Below are 17,272 nucleotides of genomic sequence, written 5' to 3'. Positions count from 1 at the left end.
CTCCTTGCGCGTATGCATCTTCGCGGCCTCGAACGCGAAATTTGGACGCTTGAGGGCTACCTCAAGCTCCCCTGAGCCTGTTCAATTCAAAAACGCAGCGATTGACGGAGATTTGATCTGGTGTGACTGGCTAGAGAAAGTTGTTTGTGTCGCCTCGGAGTAGTGTTTGCGGGTGATCAACTCTCGCGCTGTCTCCGACGGCATCCGCACCTGGATGCTCAAGGGCCTCGTCAACGAGCGCGCCGATCACGTGGGTCCCCACGCCGCCACGGTCGAGAAGACGCATTCCTGGTGGCGGGTGATGTGCCTGACCGGGGTTGACTATTTCTCCACCCTCGGGTACCAGCCGGCCATCGCGGCCCTCGCGGCCGGTTTGCTGTCGCCGATCGCGACCATCGTGTTGGTCGCCTTGACTCTTCTGGGTGCCCTGCCGGTGTATCGACGGGTTGCACAGGAGAGCTTCAACGGGTCTGGTTCGATCCAGATGCTGGACCGCCTGTTGCCGTGGTGGGCCGGGAAGCTCTTCGTGCTCGTCCTGCTCGGGTTCGCCGCCACGGACTTCATGATCACCATCACCCTGTCGGCGGCAGACGCCACGGCCCACGCGATCGAGAACCCGTTCGCTCCCTCCTGGATGCACGGTCAGGAGGTGCTGGTCACCCTGTTCCTGGTCGCGCTGCTCGGCCTCGTATTCCTCCGTGGTTTCAAGGAAGCCATCGGCATCGCCGTCGTGCTCGTGGCGATCTACCTGCTCCTCAATCTCGTAGTGATCCTAGTCTCCATCGGACACGTTGCCGGGCACGCTGCCCTAATCACGGACTGGTGGGCAGCGCTCACCGCGCAACATGGCAATCCGCTCGTCATGGTCGGAATTGCCCTGATCGTGTTCCCGAAGCTGGCGCTGGGCCTGTCCGGCTTCGAGACCGGGGTCGCCGTCATGCCGCACGTGACGGGCGACGCCAGCGACACCGAAAAGAACCCCGCCGGCCGGATCCGCGACACCAAGCGCCTACTCACCACGGCGGCGCTCATCATGAGCGGCTTCCTCATCACCTCAAGCATCGTCACGACCCTGCTCATCCCGCAGAAGGACTTCCAACCCCGGCGGACCGGCCAACGGTCGTGCCCTCGCGTATCTCGCACACGAATACCTCGGACCGGTTTTCGGATCCATCTACGACATCAGTACCATCTGCATCCTGTGGTTTGCCGGCGCGTCGGCGATGGCCGGTCTCCTCAACCTTGTTCCCCGCTACCTGCCGCGGTACGGGATGGCGCCCCAGTGGGCCAGGGCCGTCCGCCCGCTCGTCCTGGTCTTCATCGGCATCGCATTCCTGATCACCGTGGTCTTCCAGGCGAACGTCGACGCCCAGGGCGGCGCGTACGCCACCGGAGTGCTCGTGCTGATGACGTCCGCCTCCGTCGCCGTGACACTCTCGGCCTGGCACAAGCAGCAGCGCTGGCACACCCTCGGGTTCGGCGTCATCACCCTGATCCTGACCTACACGACGGTCGCCAATGTCTTTGAACGTCCGGAGGGCGTCCGGATCGCCGGACTCTTCATTCTCGCCATCATGACGACCTCGATCCTCTCCCGCGTCCGGCGCTCGTTCGAGCTGCGGGCGACCTCCGTCGTGCTGGATTCCAGCGCGCTCGACTACGTCATGTCGGATGCCGAGGAGTACGACGTCATCAGGATCATCTCGCACGAGCCCGATGAGGACACCGAGGCCGAGTACCGGAACAAGAGCCGCGACGAACGTCGCTTCGGACATATCCCGCCCGGGTCACCGATCATATTTCTCGAGGTGCACCCCTCCGACTCATCCGATTTCGAAGAGGACCTGCTCGTGCGCGGAGTCGCCAAGCACGGGTACCGCGTGCTCCAGGTAACGAGTGGCAACGTGCCGAACACGATCGCCTCCGTGTTGCTTGAGATCCGCGACCAGACCGGACTGATCCCGGAGATCTATTTCGAGTGGACGCAGGGCAACCCGATCTCCAACATGTTCAAGTTCCTGTTCACCGGCCTCGGCGAAATCGCCCCCGTCACTCGCAAAGTGTTGCGCGAATCGGAACCCAACGCCAAACGACGACCGCACATCCACGTCAGCTGATCACGATGATCTGCGTAGAATCCTGACGCGGGAAGCAGTTCTCGCAGTCAGCGGCGTCGTGTGGCCCGCGCAACACTTCGCGAGAACTTCGATCGGGCACGCGAAAAGCGAATCACCGGCATAGACCGTCCGAAACTGCCCATGAGAGTCATCCCACCGGCCGTTGAAGCGACACGCCCGCCTTCGGTGGCGTACTTGCAGTTGCTCCACTCCCACGGTTCCGGACGGAATCCGACCCGCCACAGCCGTTGGTCGACAGGCCGTTGGTCGACAGGCCGTTGGTCGACAGGCCGTTGGTCGACAGGCCGTTGGTCGACAGGCCGTTGGTCGACAGTGACAATGACCAGATCTGTGTCCCTCACGCCCGCTCAGCCGAACGCCGCGAAGGAACGAGCCGCCGCGAGCACAGCGGGGCCCGCAGTCTCGAACTCCTGCTCTCGCAGGACTCGCGCCGGCGAGACGTCGTTCAGTTCCGGGTTCATTCCCTGGAACCAACTCGCGACGGTCGACGCCGACTCGCGGTCCCTCAGCATCGCCATGACATAGAACGACGTACGCAACCGGAGCACAACGTCGCTCGAAGGCGTCCGCGTTCCCTCGGCCCACTCTCGAACGGCGCGTGTCTCACGAACGCCTCCCAAATATGCCACGAGCTTCGCGCCCAGCGTCTCCCGCAGCACCCCAGACCTAGTCCAGAGAACCGCGAGCATGAATTCAGCACGGGCCGTGACCGGGAGTTGATCACATCGATAAACGCCGTGCGCTGCTTGAGAGAGCCTCCCGCGATGGGCCAATGTGGTCAAGTCGATCGCGGACAGCCCCGATGGTTTTTGCATCGCGCGCGGTGACGTAGTCGTACTACCCGATCGCGATGTCCCACAGCCGGTCAAAGCCAATTACCTCACACGCTGCCCTGCGCTGAACAGAGCCACGCCTTAGACCTAGTTCCGCAATCGGGCCTTGACTTCGCGTTCGACAAGCATGGGTACGTAGTCACGTACCGGACGCCCGTCAAAGACGTGGTGTTGTTCGTAGACGGCCTTTTCAATGCGCGGCCGAGGGAGTTCGGGGAATCGTTCGACTAGTCGATCAACTACCTTTGCGACCGCTCGGTATTCGTCGTCGAGGTTCATCTGGCAAGTCTCGTGGAGAAGATACCGGTGGTCAATACTTCACCTACCTGGTCTCGGCGAGGGCCTGAGAGGCGGCGTGGATTGGATACGTACGCGCTCTCGCGCGTGCCGCCGGGGTCACCGGTCGACGTTCAGCGGGAGGTCGGCAGAGGAAACGGGCGGAGAGATCAGGTAGCCCTGCACCGTGTCGCAGCGAAGGTCTCGCAGGATCTGGAGCTGGCAGGGTCGTTCGATACCCTCAGCAGTGACGGTGAGACCCAGTGCATGGGCGGTGTCGATGACGCCGCCCACGAGTGCAGCGGCGGCGGGTGACGCATCAATGCTGTCGATGACGGTCTTGTCGATTTTGACGATGTTCAGAGGAAGGTCGCGCAACATCGACAAGGAGGAGTATCCGGTGCCGTAGTCGTCGAGGGCGATGCTGATGCCCATCTCACGGAGCTCGCGGAGTTGTCCGATAGCTCGGGGAAGGTCGCTGATCGCGGTGCCCTCGGTAATCTCGACCTGGATCAGTCTGGCCGGGATACCGTGCTCCCCAAGCGCCGCCCGGACATCAGGAACGATGGTGCGAGCAGCGAGTTGCATGGGAGACACGTTGACGGCGATCCGGCGCGGGCTCCCCCCATTGAGCCAGATCCTGGCCTGGGCGCAGGCCTCATTGATGACGCGTTTTCCGATCCGGAGAATGTCGCCGGAGAGCTCCATGATGGGAATGAACTCGGCCGGTGGCACCGCACCCAGTTCGCTGTCCGTCCAACGAAGGAGCGCCTCGACCGTGAGGCACTCGTTGCTGGCCAGGTCCAGTTGGGGCTGGTAGTGCAGTTCGAACAACCGGCTTTCGAAGGCATCCGTCAGGCGGCGACGAATGTGCGCGTTGCGGGCGATCGGAACGGCCTCACCGTGTCCGTTCAGGCGCGCAACCTGGCGTTTGCCCGCCTGTTTGGCCTTGATCATCGCGCCGTCGGCCTGGCGGAGCAACACGTCCAGCCGGCTCAGCCCCCGCTCAACGGCGACTTCGCTGGCCATGACCATCCCCACTGACGCGAAGACGTGCAGTGGCTGCCCGCCGCAGAGAAAGGGGACGGACGTGCTGAGCACTACCGTGTCGGCGATGGCCAGTGCCTGCGTCTCGTCCACGTTGGTCAACAACACCGCGAACTCGTCGCCGCCGAGCCGAGCGAGGACATCCCCGGGTCGCACGATATGCCGGAGCCGATCGGCGAACCCGATCAGGACCTCGTCCCCCATCTGATGGCCGAAGGTGTCGTTGACGGCCTTGAAACCATCCAGATCAATGTAGAGGACGGCGACGCCTGCCAGATCAGGGTCACTCTGGATGAACACGACGCCCCGGTCCTCCAACTGCCGATGGTTCGGCAGCCCGGTCAGGGAATCGTGCAGTGCTGCGTACCGGAAGTCCTCCGACAGCCGCTCAAAGACCTGCGACACCGACGCTACGCGGGGACCCTGATCGGTCAGCACCAGCACGTCGCGGTCACGGCTGTTCTCCGGCAACCCCAGGATCCGCTGCGCGGCGTCCACGAGGGACATCTGCCCGGGCAGGGCGAGCGCCTTCTCGGACACCAACTGACCGGCCGTCGACCGGGCGTGGAGCCCGCGGCCGTAGCCGAGCCGACCGGTCAACGTGGACTCGACATGCTCACGCGAGAGCAAAGCGTGGGTGCCGGCGTTCTGAACCACAAGGGAGCGGAGCTGCCGGTCCGCGCGAAACATCCGGTCGATCTCAGCCACCGGTGTCGCGGCAGAAACCAACCTCACCTCCGTCGCCAGGTCGGCCAGGCACGCTACACGGTCCACCCTGAAAAAGTCGAACCCGGACGCCAGAACAATGCTCATAGTTGATCAATACCCGAGATCCGCCGCGGGTCCAAAAGGAACCGCCGCTGTTTGCCGAGCGTTCAGGTCCTGCGCTGGCGGAGCCCGGTCGCCGGGAACGCTCGCGGCAGTTCACCGCGTGGTGCGACTGCCCGGCGGCGGAACCCTTTACCTACGAGGGACTGATCAGCGCGGTCTGAATATTGAGAACTGTTTCAGTCACTTTCGCATTCTCATTGCGCGCACCGCCGACAAATTCACCCTGATCGAATTCTCGTAAGCCATGGGCGGTCTCACGGGGTCGTTGCAACAGCGGTTGTCTTGGTCGACTGGTCCGGCGAGTCCATTCACTGTCGCCTGGACGTGTCTCCTGACTGTTTGTGCTTTCGGCTGAGATGTTTGTCTCGTGTCTCGCACTTCTGTATTGACCGATGACCAGTGGGCTCGGATCGCGTCGTTGATGCCGAGCTCGGCGGCGATGGGACGTGGGACAAGATCATCACCGAGTTGCTGTCGCAGGCCGATGCGGTGGCCGTGATCGAGTGGGAAGTGTCGGTGGACTCGACGCTGAATCGTGCCCATCAGCACGGCACGAACCTTGCTCGCACCACAGGGGGATCTGTCAAATTACACGAATCTGCTCGACGAGCCTCCTGATCATGCGATTGGCCGGTCACGTGGCGGTTTGACGGCGCAGATCCAGGCACTGTGCGATGCCAAGATGCGCCCGTTGGCGTTGTTGCTGGGGCCCGGTCAAGGCGGTGACTCGCCCCTGTTCCCGGAGGTAATGGGAAGCCTCGAGGTGCCGCGTGTTGGCGGCGGCCGGCCATCAGGGCTCGACAAGGAGGCGGACAGACGCCGCAACGTGATCTACGGGTGTTTCGCGGCCTTCAAGCAATGGCGGAGCAGCGAAACCCGCTATGACAAGCTCGCTCTCACGTACCGCGGCGGAGTCGTCCTTCGTGCCATCACAATATGGCTCAAAGCGTTACTGGCTCAAAGTGTTAGGAGACACGCCCTGGGCGGTCGTCGTCCGGCAGTGAAGATGCGGGTGGATGTGGTCATCCGAGGCGCTCTCTCCTGTCACGAGGCCTGACAGTTCGGCTCGTGGCGCCAGCCTGAGTTTCGATATGCCGATTTCGCTGACGCAGCGCGATTCTTCTCAAGGGGCCGTTCGCCTCTACGACACCGCGCGTCGCGCCGTCACCGCATAGAGCGGATCACCTCGATACCCCCGAGCGGCGGGCGTACGAAGGCTCAGGTGCGCTTCATCGAATGCTCCGGCTCGACGAAGATAATCGAGCACGATGGCGCCACGACCTTCGTCATCCGTCTCGAGCCAGCCGCGGATCGCTTTGGTCGGGAAGCATCGATTCGAGAAAGTGATCACGACCTGGCCCCCCGGCCGCAACACTCGCGCGGCCTCTCGGAGCACCTCGACGGGTCGCACGAGATAGTCGATCGAGACGCAGCACAGCACCGCATCGAAAGACCCGTCGGCAAACGGCAGAACGGGGTCGGCATTCAGGTCCTGCACGATGCGCTCAGTGGCCATCGAGTTGGCGTCGAGCTCCGAGGCGTTCATCCCCAACACGACCAGTTCGTCCGGGGCGGCGCGAAGATGCGACACCCACGACGACATCAGATCGAGTACTCGCCAGTGGTCCCTGGACAAACCGTCGATTCCGAGTTCCGCGTAGAGCTCCGAGACAGCGCCGATCGCGGCGTCGTCGATGTGTGTGACGAGCCTTAGCGGCCGGTAAAAGATGGCATCGGACGCGGGATCGCTACGCTCGAAGAACCCGTCGGGATAACCGCTCTCGATCTCGCTCACGGATCAATGATGCACCCTGGCTTTCACGGAGACCAGCTCTCGCCGAACGGTCAGCGGGCCGAACCGGTGGAGCTAGTGAGCGCGTCGGTAGATGTGCTCGACGACATCGCGGCCCAGGCCATCGGCATGCGATGTCTCGGAGCCGATATCCACGTATCCCGCGCGGGCCAGCACCCTGGCCGAGCCGAAAGTGTGCTCGGCTACGCGGGCGAGAACCGGCCGTATCGTCGCAACGGTCAGAAACACGAGGAGGGCTGCGCAGGCAAGTCCTTCGCCCCATCGAGCCGGGTCGATCCAGTAGGTAACCTCGCGGTCTCCATCGATTGTGAAGCTTCCAATGGTTCCCACCAGACCGTTACCGTCGTCGATCGCGCGGAGGATCACTGGCGGAGGATCACTGAGGGAGGCTCACTGAGGGATCGGTTCGAATTCGCTCGTAGTGGGTATCGAACACGTTCCGATCGGATGGATCCGCGCCGGTGAGCGCAGCCATCTCAGCTGCCGCACGATCCTGTTCCCAATCGAAGAGTCGATCAAGTTCAGCATCGTCAAGTTCCCGAAGCATTATGGCCACGCGCCTACCGTAACGGCTCCTACCGACAGACACCCGCAGGCCGAACCTTTAGCGGGACAGATTCGCCGCATCGCGGAGTCGCACCGCTCGGGAACGGATGTGACAGCGTTTATGGGGTCCAGCTCACCCGGCCGCGATCAATCCGCCCCGTTAGGGCTGGTTTGGCTTTCGCCTCGCCACCATAACGCGACCCACAATCCGCAACGGCGGCAGAGGTATGCGCCACCATCATTGAGGTAATGGAGTTTCGTGGGGCCCATCTGCGTCCGAACTCGGTCAGTCGTAGATGACCGCCAAGCCCCGGCGCTCCAGGTCGGCGAAGTTGTCTCGCATGGCCTGTAACTGATCAGGCGAGTGTCCGACCCAGTCCACCAGTTCACCGACGACCTTCACTGGCTCCCGGGTCCGATAGGATCGGGTCGGATTGCCAGGGAACTTTTTGTCCGTCACGTTGGGATCGTCTTCAGGGGTGCCCATCGGTTCAACGATATAGATCCGGCCAGAGCCCTCGCCTGCCGCTAGTTCAGCGCCCCACGTTGCGGCATCCACGGTCGCCGCAACATAGACGTGGTTCGCGGTCCGGCCCCCGCCGACGTTCGAACGCCGTCCGGGCCCCAAAAGATCGCCCACCGCGAGGTTCGCTTTCGTCCCGTGAAACAACGCCTCCGCCGCGTGGACTTCGAACGGTTTCGGCACGCTCATAATGTGTTCTCCCCAACATATTTGTACCGGGACTCTAGCGCGGTCGAGCACGTGGGCATTATCCACGACCCGGTCGCCGACGATCCACGACGAGCAGGCAGCCGCTGCGCCCGCAAGCTGGACTCTTATTGTGCACGATCAACGTGAACGTAAATTGGTCATTGCAGGCCGTCGACCTTCGCGAGGAGGACATCGCGTTCCCGGGAGTTAGTCGCCAGGCGGGCCGCTGTGAGCAGCTCGGATCTAGCCTCATCCGTCCGGCCGAGCTTCGCCAGGAGTTCACCGCGAACGCTGGGCAGCAGGTACGAGCCGCGAAGGGCGCCGTCGCTGTCGACGCGATCGACGATGGCGAGGGCGGTGGCTGGACTCATGGCCATCGATACCGCGACGGCCCTGTTGAGGTCGACGATGGGATTGGTCGCGATGCTCCCCAGTGCCTCGTAGAGCAGCACGATCCGGTACCAGTCGGTGTGGTCGAACATCTCTGCAGTCGCGTGACACTCGCCGAGGTCGCGTCGAATCCAGTGGTCGCCCGTTGTCGGTGCGTACCCTTCCGTGAAGATCAGGTAGGCGACACCGAGCACGGACCCGATGTGCCTCTGCCATTCGTTTCGTTCCGGTACCTCGAAGGTGATCTTCGCAGCGCCCAGCGTCGCTTTCGCGCGAACGATGCGCTGCTGGATCGTGGCGACTGGCACGAAGAACATCCGCGCGATCTCGGCGGTCGACAGGCCGCCGATGATGCGGAGCGTCAGAGCGATCTGCGCCTCGCGGCCCAGGACCGGGTGGCACGCCGTGAAGACCAATCGGAGGACGTCGTCCTCGATGGGATGCCCGGAGCCCACTCCTGCAACGTAATCGTCCAGGTCCTGCGCCAGGGAACGGTATCGGTCCTCCAGCTTCCGGCGACGGTTCCACGCATCGATTGCTTCCCGCTTTGCGACGGTGGTGAGCCAGACGCCGGGATTTGTGGGTATCCCTGTGGAGGGCCACTCGGCCAGAGCGTCTGCGACCGCCTCCTGCGCCACATCTTCCGCCAGGCAGATGTCGCCGGTCAGGCGCGCGAGCGCCGGTCACTCCTGCCCGTTCTCGGCTCTCCACGCGCCCTCATTCTTCAGGGCGTCAGTATCGGCGAAGTCGGCGAAGTCGCTCATTTCGGTCACACGTCGCCCTTCGAGCTTCGAGCCCGGGCCCAGCGGAGCCCGACTGGCCCACTGAGCGGCTTCTTCCTTCGACGACACCTGGATGATCCAGAAGCCATTGAAGAGTTCGTGGACCTCCCCCTAGGGACCGTTCGTGGCGACCGGGGCCTCACCCGCGAAGTCCACAACACAACTGACGGTCGTGTCGTCGGCCAAGCCCTCGCCAGCCAGCAGCACGCCCGCCGCAACGAGTGCCTCGTTGTAGGCGCCCATCTTTTCGATGATCTCCTGGGACGGGCGGGTGCGCTTGGGGCGGTCGACTTCCGAACCAGAGGCCTCGCGCTCGGCCAGCTCGGCGTGGTGCACGAAGGTTCGCAGACGCTGCACTATGCGATCGTGCCCGGGTCGGGACACGGCGAGCTCAACGGCATTACCGGAACATTTCACCTCACCATCGAGGACGATGGCACCCACCGGTATGAACTCGACTACGAGGTATAGCCGGCGGAACGCTCGCCGACAGGATTCCTCCGTGCACCCCAGGAGAATTCAGGGAGCATGTCGGGGTGCGCGATAGCGGGACGCTCACCGGACGGCATTCCAGGTGCCCACGAAGTGTGATCGAGGCTGGATTTGAACCTTGCTCGCGTGCCCGCAAACCGAACAACCTGAGGGACCGTGCTCTCACGCGGATCCCTCAATGAACGTCCAGAATTCTGGGGCTTTCAGCCACTGAGGTAAAGCCGCCATGTCGAGGGGATCAGCCGTCTGCCATCATTGGTTCATGGCCTCGACTCCTATGCTCGAAAGCGCCGTGCCGGACCTTCCGTCCCGAAACTTTGACGCTACGAAAGCCTTCTACGGCGGCTTCGGTCTCGAGCCGGTGTTTCGCGACGTGGGTTGGATGATCCTGACCTGAGGTGGCTTGCAGTTGGAATTCTTCCCATTCCCCGGCCTCGAGCTGCACGACGCCACCCGCCGAACCGGGGTACCCGACGTCATTACCGGGATCGCTCGTCTGCAGCCTGTTCGAATGCAGAAGTGGGGGCTACGGGCTGGGTATCTCGTGGATCCCGATGGTACCCAACTCACCGTCATTGAGCAGCGAGCCCGAAGACAGCGCTGACGCTCCGTTAAGCCGGGGTGAGGAGTCTCCGTCGGTGGGTTACCGGAGCGTTTTGAGGACCATGCGGATGTTGTCGTTGTCGAGTTCGGTGAATCACCGGATTGCGAATCGACAAATCAAAGAAGGTTTGTCGTCCAGAGCGGTTCGACTCACCGTGGGTGGAAAGCGCAGGGCCATGATGAACCGTACCACCACCGCCCTGCGCCTCGTTGTCGCCGGCCTGATCCTCGCCGCGGTCATCAGCACCGCGGCGGATGTCGCCTCCCGGGTGCCCCTTAACCCCTTCAATTTCTTCGGGTTGTGCACAGTGTGAACACGGCCGGGCCGGTGGCTTGTCATCGCCCGTGCATCTGTGACGAGGTACATGATCATCGTCGGCATTGTCTACGCACTCCTTCTGGCGCCGCTCGGCGCCGCCGGCGGGGTTCCGTTGCCGTGAGCCAACGCTGTGCTTCACATTGTGGTGCCCGTCTACGCCGTCGTGGACTGGCTCGTGTTCGGGACGCTGGTGTTCCGGGCGAGCCGACTTGCGCGAAAGGAAGTACAGGGACCAGCAGTGACCTGAGAGAGCCGGTGTCAGGCTTATTCGACCGCTCCGGAAAGAAGTGCCGCACGCGCACTGATGCCGGCGAACAAAAGCAATGCGACAATAAGCAAGCAGTCGTCGGTGCAGGGTACAGATGCATTAGACACGGGGCTTTCCTCCATCTCCTCAGCCTAGAGTCGGCTGATGATCATCTCCCTTGATGGCGCCTCTCCGGAAGCCGTGGTTGAACGACACTTCTCGCATCTCGTGTGTGATCGCATCAGGGCGAGCCCAGACATCCGCGGTGGCCAAACGGCGGCGAATGCTGCGCTCAACGCTTTCGACGTGGCCGGGTACGCTGCGACGCGTAACCGGGTACTTCCAGAAGCGGCTCGCGGAGCCTCCCGGTTGTCGCCCTACATTCGCCACGGGTTGCTTTCGCTGAGGGAGGTCTGGAACGCAGTCGCCGGTCCAGCGTCGGATGTCTCAAAATTTCGCGACGAACTCCTCTGGCAGGAGTATGGCCGACATTTATACGCTCGACTTGGCATGCAGTTGCATCGCAATCTGCGGTTCGACGTGGCATGGTCTGGGGATTTCACACCAGCGGCCTGGCCGCGCGAAATGGCCTGTGTGAACTGGGCACTCTCGAGTCTGGAAACAGAGGGCTGGCTTGTGAATCAGACTCGCATGTGGCTTGCCTCGCATTACACCGTGCGATCCGGAGCAGGGTGGATGGCTGCGCAGGAGTATTTTCATCGCCACCTGCTCGACGGCTCTCGCGCTGCCAATCTGCTCGGGTGGCAATGGACAGTTGGCGCAGGCACCGGAAAACCCTACGGATTTGCACGTTGGCAGGTGGAGAAACGAGCGCCTCAACTGTGCACGGCTTGTCCTCTCAATCGCAATTGCCCGATAGAGAACTTTCCTTCGGATACGGTTCCGCGGCCGGTTGCCGTACCGAATCCACGGCTCGTCCGGGACGACGATCTGGCAACCACCCGAGGTCCATCCACGGTCGTCGAACGCTCCACACCACAATCTGTTTTGCTCACAGTCGAATCACTGGGCGATGAGGATCCGGCACTTCTCGCCCATCCGCAGCTCCCTGTTGTCTTCATCTTCGACGAACCGGCCTTGGAAAAACTGCGCCTGTCGAGCAAAAGACTCGTGTTTTTCGTAGAGACGCTCCAAGATCTGGCGGAGCGGCGTGAAGTGATCGTGCATCTAGGAGACCCCAAACAGATCACTCCGGACCTTGACGCCGCGATCACCTGGGCCCCAGTGCCGAGCTTTGAAAAATACGCCAGGATTGCCGCGGAGATTCATCCGTGGCCGTGGCTCGCCGAACCTCATGCCGGTTCGCTCACAAGCTTTTCGGCGTGGCGCCAGAAACTGACGCAGCCGAAATAATACTCGGTCCGTGCGCCTCCGGCGGCATGTCTCCAACCCATCGAATCGAGCGCGCGCGCCGCCACGGGTCACGTCCCGCCGCGGAGTGCGATTCCACTCACCCTGCAGGTAGAAGTTTTCTGATTCTGGGGCTTCTGGTCTGGGGACGTGGATCAGGCCGGTGAGCGTGCCCCGATCGGCGTTCTTGAGCACCTCGTTCAAGGCGTCAAGCTGGCGGCGCAACCTGTTCCATCCCCGGGAACCAATCGCCGCCTGGGATGAGACACCGCGCCGGTGTCGAGACACTGAGGTTAGTAGACATCCATGCAGCTGGCGAGCGATAGCTGGACTGCGGCGTTCGGTGCTTCTCTGTCGTCGGTGGTCGTTCTGACTTCTCGGCCAGCTGGAGTACTTCGGCGCTCTGCAGATACTGGTGTGGAATCCGCTGGCTGCGGTCCCGGGCGCGACGCTCGGGCAGATCCGTGCGGATATGGCTCGCGCCAATGAGCACCTCAACGCGGACTGGGTCGTTGCCTGGGGTGGGATCGGCATTCTCTTGGCCGCCGTGGTTGCGCTGGTGGCGACCGTGCGGAGCACCAGTCGGGTCAAGCCGGTGGTGGCGGCCTATCTCGTGCTGCTGGTGAGTGCGGCCTCCCTGCTTGCTCTGATCGTGCTGATCATTCGTGCCGCGCGCGGCGCAGCCGAACGTGCCGCAGCTCGCGCCGGGGGTCTTGGTTAATTCGAGCCAGCCATTGCGAGTAAGAGTCGCCGCTGAGGCAGAATAGTCGGATGAGCGATGCCGGCGACTTCGTAGATCGCACGCTGCAGAACGAAGCAACGTGGGAGCGCGCAGCTGAGGCGCAGGCCCGTCTGGGCAACGAGCTGGAAATCTATGGCGCTTCGGTGGGTGCCGTGCGGGGAACCATCCGCGATCTGAACCGCCGGTATACAGACATGACGCGCGGCGAGGTGACCGCGCTGAGTTCCGAGCTGTGGAACGTGCCTGTATTCGAGCGCCGCCTGGCTGCGATCGTGTTGCTGCAGGCGAACCTGTCGCGGCTGGACAACACCGACCTGACCCGCATCGAGGGTTTTCTGCGGGGCGCGGGGCTGCCCGAGCTCGTGAATCCGCTCGCCCTCGACGTGGTGCTCCCCCTGGTCCACAGGCTGGGCGGAGCGAATCGCGCCCGTGCGGAGGCGGCTTTGAATCGGTGGGCAATCGACGGCAACCCGTGCCTACGCCTTGCCGCACACAGCGTCAGCGCGCACATCACGAACGGATAACGGCGGATCGAAGCGGCCTTCGGCGTTTGTTTTGCGGCACGAGTACGCGGTGCCACGGCTGGCTGGCGCGCCCCGCGCGTAGGCTGCGCCTATGCGCGCAATTATCGTGAACTCTCCCGGTGGGCCGGACGCCCTCACCCTGACGACCGTGCCCGACCTCGTCGTCGGTGCCCACGACATTCGGGTGGAGGTGGCTGCGGCGGGTGTGAACCGAGCGGATGTCGTGCAGCGGCAGGGCCATTACCCCTCGCCCGCCGACGCACCCCAGTGGCCGGGGCTTGAGGTGTCGGGCGTCGTCACCGAGGTGGGCGACGACGTGACCCGGTTCGGGACCGGCGACCGGGTGTGTGCTCTGCTCGCCGGCGGCGGCTATGCCACCGAAGCCGTGGTGAATGAAGACCTGGCCCTCTTGGTGCCACTGTCGATGGACCTCATCGACGCCGCTGCCCTGCCGGAAGCCCTGGCCACCGTGTGGTCGAACGTGTTCATGAGCGCTGAACTCGCACCCGGCGAGACCCTGCTCGTGCACGGCGGCGGCAGTGGAATCGGCACGACCGCAATCCAGCTTGCCCGGCTCATGGAGGCCCGCGTGGCCGTGACGGCCGGCTCCAGCGAGAAACTCGCCGTCTGCGAGGGCCTCGGGGCGCAGATTCTGATCAACTATCGGGAGCAGGATTTTGTGGCCGAGATCGAGGCAGCCACGCACGGGCGAGGCGCCGACGTAGTCCTCGACATCATGGGCGGCTCCTATGCGGCGCGCAACATCGAGGCGGTCGCGGTGAACGGCCGCATCATGGTGATTGCGAACCAGAGCGGCGAACCCGCCGCGTTCGACCCGTTCCGCCTCATGCAGAAACGCGCTCGCTACTGGGGCACCACCCTGCGTGCGCGGTCGCTGGCCGAAAAAGTCGCCATCATGCGAGCGCTCGAAGCGGCGGTCTGGCCCTGGATCGTATCGGGCGAGTTTCGACCCGTGATCGACGGCCGATTCTCGTTTGCGGATGCAGCGGATGCGCACCGACGGCTGGAAGCATCCGCTCACGTGGGCAAAATCGTGCTCGTGCCCTGACCCGGCTACCGACCGGTGCGACCCCTTCCGACTAGCGTCGAACGACTATGCCTGCTTATCGGCCAGCTCGGCGGCTGTAGCTGCAGGTGCAGCCCTGGCCTCGGCCTTCGCCGCGGCGGCGGCCTTGACGTCGGCGTCGATCGCGTCGACGAGGTCGGTGTGCATGGTGATCAGGAGCCCGTTGACGAAACCACCGACCAGGGCACCGACGCGACCACCGGTTGCGTCGCCGTAGACACGGCGGCGCCGAAACGAAAGCTCTACGTGAGGTCGCCGGTGACGCATGCCGCACCCTGCTCCGACACGTGGGCCCAGCAACCAGCACCCGCAGCGGCTCGTGACGGTCGCGGTACTGCCGAGCTGACTCTCACACGGTTGTGCGAGCATCCGTTCTCGTACCCAGCAGAATGAACGAAATCCGTTTCGCCTATCTTCCCCTGCGAACCCTCAACAGTGCGCATGGTGTCGATGCCGGGCATGGCGGGGTCAGACCCGTCAGGCCCCGCCTTCCGCTAGGGTGCCAGCACCGCATATTGGTGTGGTCAGCAAATCGTTGCAGCGTCGGGCTTGGCAGCGTGAACGCGGTCCCGCCCGTTGTGCTTGGCCTCGTAGAGAGCGGAATCCGCTCGAGACAGCCAGACCGAGACGGATTCGTGCGGTTCCAACGCCGCCACCCCCGCACTCACCGTGCAGGTCAGCCCCGGTGCGAGGCTCTCCCAGTCATACCCGCGTATGGAGGTCAAAAGCCGTTCGCAGGCCGCCGTCGCTTCAGCCAGGCTGGTTTCGGCAAAGACGAGCAAGAATTCCTCTCCGCCCACTCGCACCGCGAGGTCGGTGCCGCGGGTGATCGTGCGCAGCATCGAGGCCATCACCGTTAGAACCTGATCACCCGCCGCGTGACCGTGGTCGTCGTTCACCTGCTTAAAGTGATCGAAATCGATCATGGCGGCGCAGAGCGGTCGCCTGCCTTTCTCGGCGCGGCCCATCATCCATGGCAGTTCACGGTCGAGCGCGCGACGATTCGATAAGCGGGTGAGCGGATCGGTGTTTGCCTGGTCGTCGAGTTCCTCGGCCCGGAGGCGTTCCATCCGCACTTCCAGTTGGGATTTCTCTACCTCGTGTCGAGCTTGTTCGATTTCGATGGTGTTGATCAGCATCTGCGCCTGCAGCCCGGCCGTCTGTACGGTCATGAGCAAAGTCACGGCGTGCAGCCGCTCATGATGCGCCAGCGACTGAGCGAAACGCCCGCCCGCCTTGTGCATCTCATACAGCGACCGGTGCAGCTTGGCGAGCAGTGCCGGTTCGTCGTTGACGTCGGGATCGGCGAGCTGAGCTTCCATCATGGCGGTGGCTTCGTCGAAACAGCCGTCAGCCCTCACCATCTCGGCGAGCTGGGCATCGATGTCGACCTCAAGGCTGCGGTAGCCATGCACCTTGGCCAGCACCTTGCCCTGCCGACCTTGCTCGCGAGCCTCGTCGTACCGCCCGAGCCCGATCAAAAGGCTCACGAGGTTGGTTCGCGCAATCGCCTCCTGAAACGGGTTTTCCTGCTCCTGCGCCAGGCCAACCGCCTCACGCATGAGAACCAATCCGTCCTTGAAGGGTTGCGACGCGTCTTCGTTGCGGGAAAGCCTGGCCCGAGCGATGGTCAGATAGGTGTCGCCGAGGTTGTTCAGGGCCGTGAAACTTGTCTCCGGGTCGTGCAGCGCTTCGGCGAGTGCCAGAGCCTGCTTGCCCAGTTCTACCGAACGCACGGCATCGCCCATTGCCCCGTGCACCAGCGACGAGCGGCTCAGCGCCCAGAATTCTGCCGTCGGGTTGGCGCACGCGCGTGCCGCCTCGATCGCGCCGAGAACGTGGTGGAGCGCTGCCTCATTCAGTGCGGTGTCGGAGAACGCCAGCGCGAGCGTGCAGTGCACGTTCGACTGGGCCAACAGATCGCCACTTGCCGTGAAGTATTCCAACGCAAGAAGGCCCTGCTTGACCGACGCCTGATAGTCACCCAGCCGCAGTCGGTGCAACGTGAGCAGCTCGCGGGCAATTGCCTGTTGCCAGGGAGTCGCTTCGGGGCGGGCCAGCGCCTCTTCGGCCTGATCCGCGCCGGGACAATGTTCCCCCTGCGAGCTTGCTCGTTTACTGTTCGAGAGGAGGTCGTCGACGCTCATCGAAAGTTCCCCTGCGACAGCAGTGTCAGTAAGGATCATGGTGTAGCCCCCAGCGGTTTGCGGCTCATGAGGAACCGGGTAACGGCCCGCACGAACGTGAACCGCCACTGAGCCAATTCTGCTCATGGGTCAAGTTAAGCATGAAGCAAACCGGATGTGTGCCCCCTAACCCACCCAGTACGGGGCAGTGGCCGGTACTTTCGCGGCGGGCTGCCCCTTTCCAGGTTCTGCTCCGTCCGGTTTTAGAAGGTGATCAGCCAGAACACATCGCCCGCCTGAGCCGACTGTCACCAACGTCACGATCAGGTACACCGAGCGCGTCGTCTTTTGCTGCTGGATGCAACACCGAAGGTCGGGGCGTGCCCGAGCGGT

18 protein-coding genes and 2 pseudogenes are annotated in these 17,272 nt (G+C 63.4%); 9 read left to right on the top strand and 11 right to left on the bottom strand.

Annotated features, from left to right (window positions below):
* Window positions 1-214: 214 nt before the first annotated feature.
* Window positions 215-2,117, top strand: a pseudogene (locus tag IWX77_RS06530) (amino acid transporter).
* Between the two features lie 368 nt (window positions 2,118-2,485).
* Here IWX77_RS06530 and IWX77_RS06520 read toward each other — a convergent pair.
* The 3 genes from IWX77_RS06520 to IWX77_RS06515 all read right to left on the bottom strand — a co-directional run bounded on the left by IWX77_RS06520 (window position 2,486) and on the right by IWX77_RS06515 (window position 5,107).
* Window positions 2,486-2,827, bottom strand: coding sequence for a hypothetical protein (locus tag IWX77_RS06520; protein ID WP_196843696.1), 342 nt, complete (start codon window positions 2,825-2,827; stop codon window positions 2,486-2,488).
* A gap of 231 nt (window positions 2,828-3,058) precedes the next feature.
* Window positions 3,059-3,250, bottom strand: a complete 192-nt coding sequence (locus IWX77_RS17045; RefSeq protein WP_327012087.1) for a three-helix bundle dimerization domain-containing protein — start codon at window positions 3,248-3,250, stop codon at window positions 3,059-3,061.
* A gap of 117 nt (window positions 3,251-3,367) precedes the next feature.
* Entirely contained in the window at window positions 3,368-5,107 is a 1,740-nt protein-coding gene (locus IWX77_RS06515) for a putative bifunctional diguanylate cyclase/phosphodiesterase (RefSeq protein ID WP_196843695.1), read from the bottom strand.
* 553 nt (window positions 5,108-5,660) lie between these two features.
* Between IWX77_RS06515 and IWX77_RS17420 the strand changes: the two genes are divergently transcribed.
* Window positions 5,661-6,182: a hypothetical protein gene (locus IWX77_RS17420; RefSeq protein ID WP_442784427.1), complete on the top strand. Its 522-nt coding sequence runs from the start codon at window positions 5,661-5,663 to the stop codon at window positions 6,180-6,182.
* A gap of 84 nt (window positions 6,183-6,266) precedes the next feature.
* Here IWX77_RS17420 and IWX77_RS06505 read toward each other — a convergent pair whose 3' ends face one another.
* From IWX77_RS06505 to IWX77_RS17025, 6 genes and pseudogenes are all read right to left on the bottom strand, one after another.
* A complete protein-coding gene (locus tag IWX77_RS06505) occupies window positions 6,267-6,920 on the bottom strand; it encodes a class I SAM-dependent methyltransferase (protein ID WP_196843694.1) in 654 nt (217 codons plus the stop codon).
* Between the two features lie 72 nt (window positions 6,921-6,992).
* The gene (locus IWX77_RS06500) at window positions 6,993-7,304 is read right to left on the bottom strand and encodes a GNAT family N-acetyltransferase (RefSeq protein WP_196843693.1); all 312 of its coding nucleotides are present in this window, start codon (window positions 7,302-7,304) and stop codon (window positions 6,993-6,995) included.
* A 466-nt stretch (window positions 7,305-7,770) separates the two neighbouring features.
* Window positions 7,771-8,196 (bottom strand): NAD(+)--rifampin ADP-ribosyltransferase, encoded by a 426-nt coding sequence (gene arr / locus IWX77_RS06495; RefSeq protein ID WP_196843692.1) that lies wholly within the window; start codon window positions 8,194-8,196, stop codon window positions 7,771-7,773.
* Between the two features lie 158 nt (window positions 8,197-8,354).
* Entirely contained in the window at window positions 8,355-9,254 is a 900-nt protein-coding gene (locus IWX77_RS06490) for an RNA polymerase sigma factor (protein ID WP_196843740.1), read from the bottom strand.
* A 105-nt stretch (window positions 9,255-9,359) separates the two neighbouring features.
* Window positions 9,360-9,464 (bottom strand): annotated as a pseudogene (locus tag IWX77_RS17030) (YciI family protein); the annotation flags it as partial.
* A 15-nt stretch (window positions 9,465-9,479) separates the two neighbouring features.
* Window positions 9,480-9,725 carry a hypothetical protein gene (locus IWX77_RS17025; protein WP_327012086.1) on the bottom strand — a complete coding sequence of 82 codons (246 nt, stop codon included), beginning with the start codon at window positions 9,723-9,725 and terminating at the stop codon, window positions 9,480-9,482.
* Between the two features lie 9 nt (window positions 9,726-9,734).
* Here IWX77_RS17025 and IWX77_RS17020 point away from each other — a divergent pair, with 9 nt between their 5' ends.
* From IWX77_RS17020 to IWX77_RS06455, 7 genes are all read left to right on the top strand, one after another.
* On the top strand, window positions 9,735-9,839 hold the full coding sequence (locus IWX77_RS17020; RefSeq protein ID WP_297413543.1) for a DUF3224 domain-containing protein: 105 nt from the start codon (window positions 9,735-9,737) through the stop codon (window positions 9,837-9,839).
* Between the two features lie 283 nt (window positions 9,840-10,122).
* Window positions 10,123-10,257 (top strand): hypothetical protein, encoded by a 135-nt coding sequence (locus tag IWX77_RS17015; protein ID WP_297413545.1) that lies wholly within the window; start codon window positions 10,123-10,125, stop codon window positions 10,255-10,257.
* Between the two features lie 382 nt (window positions 10,258-10,639).
* Window positions 10,640-10,777, top strand: a complete 138-nt coding sequence (locus IWX77_RS06475; RefSeq protein WP_196843691.1) for a hypothetical protein — start codon at window positions 10,640-10,642, stop codon at window positions 10,775-10,777.
* A 417-nt stretch (window positions 10,778-11,194) separates the two neighbouring features.
* Window positions 11,195-12,403, top strand: a complete 1,209-nt coding sequence (locus IWX77_RS06470; protein WP_196843690.1) for an FAD-binding domain-containing protein — start codon at window positions 11,195-11,197, stop codon at window positions 12,401-12,403.
* Between the two features lie 469 nt (window positions 12,404-12,872).
* Window positions 12,873-13,121, top strand: coding sequence for a hypothetical protein (locus IWX77_RS06465; protein WP_297413548.1), 249 nt, complete (start codon window positions 12,873-12,875; stop codon window positions 13,119-13,121).
* A 50-nt stretch (window positions 13,122-13,171) separates the two neighbouring features.
* Window positions 13,172-13,666 carry a DNA alkylation repair protein gene (locus IWX77_RS06460; RefSeq protein ID WP_196843689.1) on the top strand — a complete coding sequence of 165 codons (495 nt, stop codon included), beginning with the start codon at window positions 13,172-13,174 and terminating at the stop codon, window positions 13,664-13,666.
* Between the two features lie 91 nt (window positions 13,667-13,757).
* Window positions 13,758-14,735, top strand: coding sequence for an NAD(P)H-quinone oxidoreductase (locus IWX77_RS06455; protein ID WP_196843688.1), 978 nt, complete (start codon window positions 13,758-13,760; stop codon window positions 14,733-14,735).
* Window positions 14,736-14,780: 45 nt separating this feature from the next.
* Here IWX77_RS06455 and IWX77_RS06450 read toward each other — a convergent pair whose 3' ends face one another.
* Both IWX77_RS06450 and IWX77_RS06445 read right to left on the bottom strand, forming a co-directional pair.
* Window positions 14,781-15,020, bottom strand: coding sequence for a hypothetical protein (locus IWX77_RS06450; RefSeq protein WP_196843687.1), 240 nt, complete (start codon window positions 15,018-15,020; stop codon window positions 14,781-14,783).
* A gap of 257 nt (window positions 15,021-15,277) precedes the next feature.
* A complete protein-coding gene (locus IWX77_RS06445) occupies window positions 15,278-16,900 on the bottom strand; it encodes a tetratricopeptide repeat-containing diguanylate cyclase (protein WP_196843686.1) in 1,623 nt (540 codons plus the stop codon).
* Between the last annotated feature and the right edge of the window lie 372 nt (window positions 16,901-17,272).

Source organism: Cryobacterium sp. CAN_C2 (assembly GCF_015751745.1).
Taxonomy (GTDB): Bacteria; Actinomycetota; Actinomycetes; order Actinomycetales; family Microbacteriaceae; genus Cryobacterium.
This window is presented reverse-complemented; position numbering and strand designations above follow the sequence as displayed.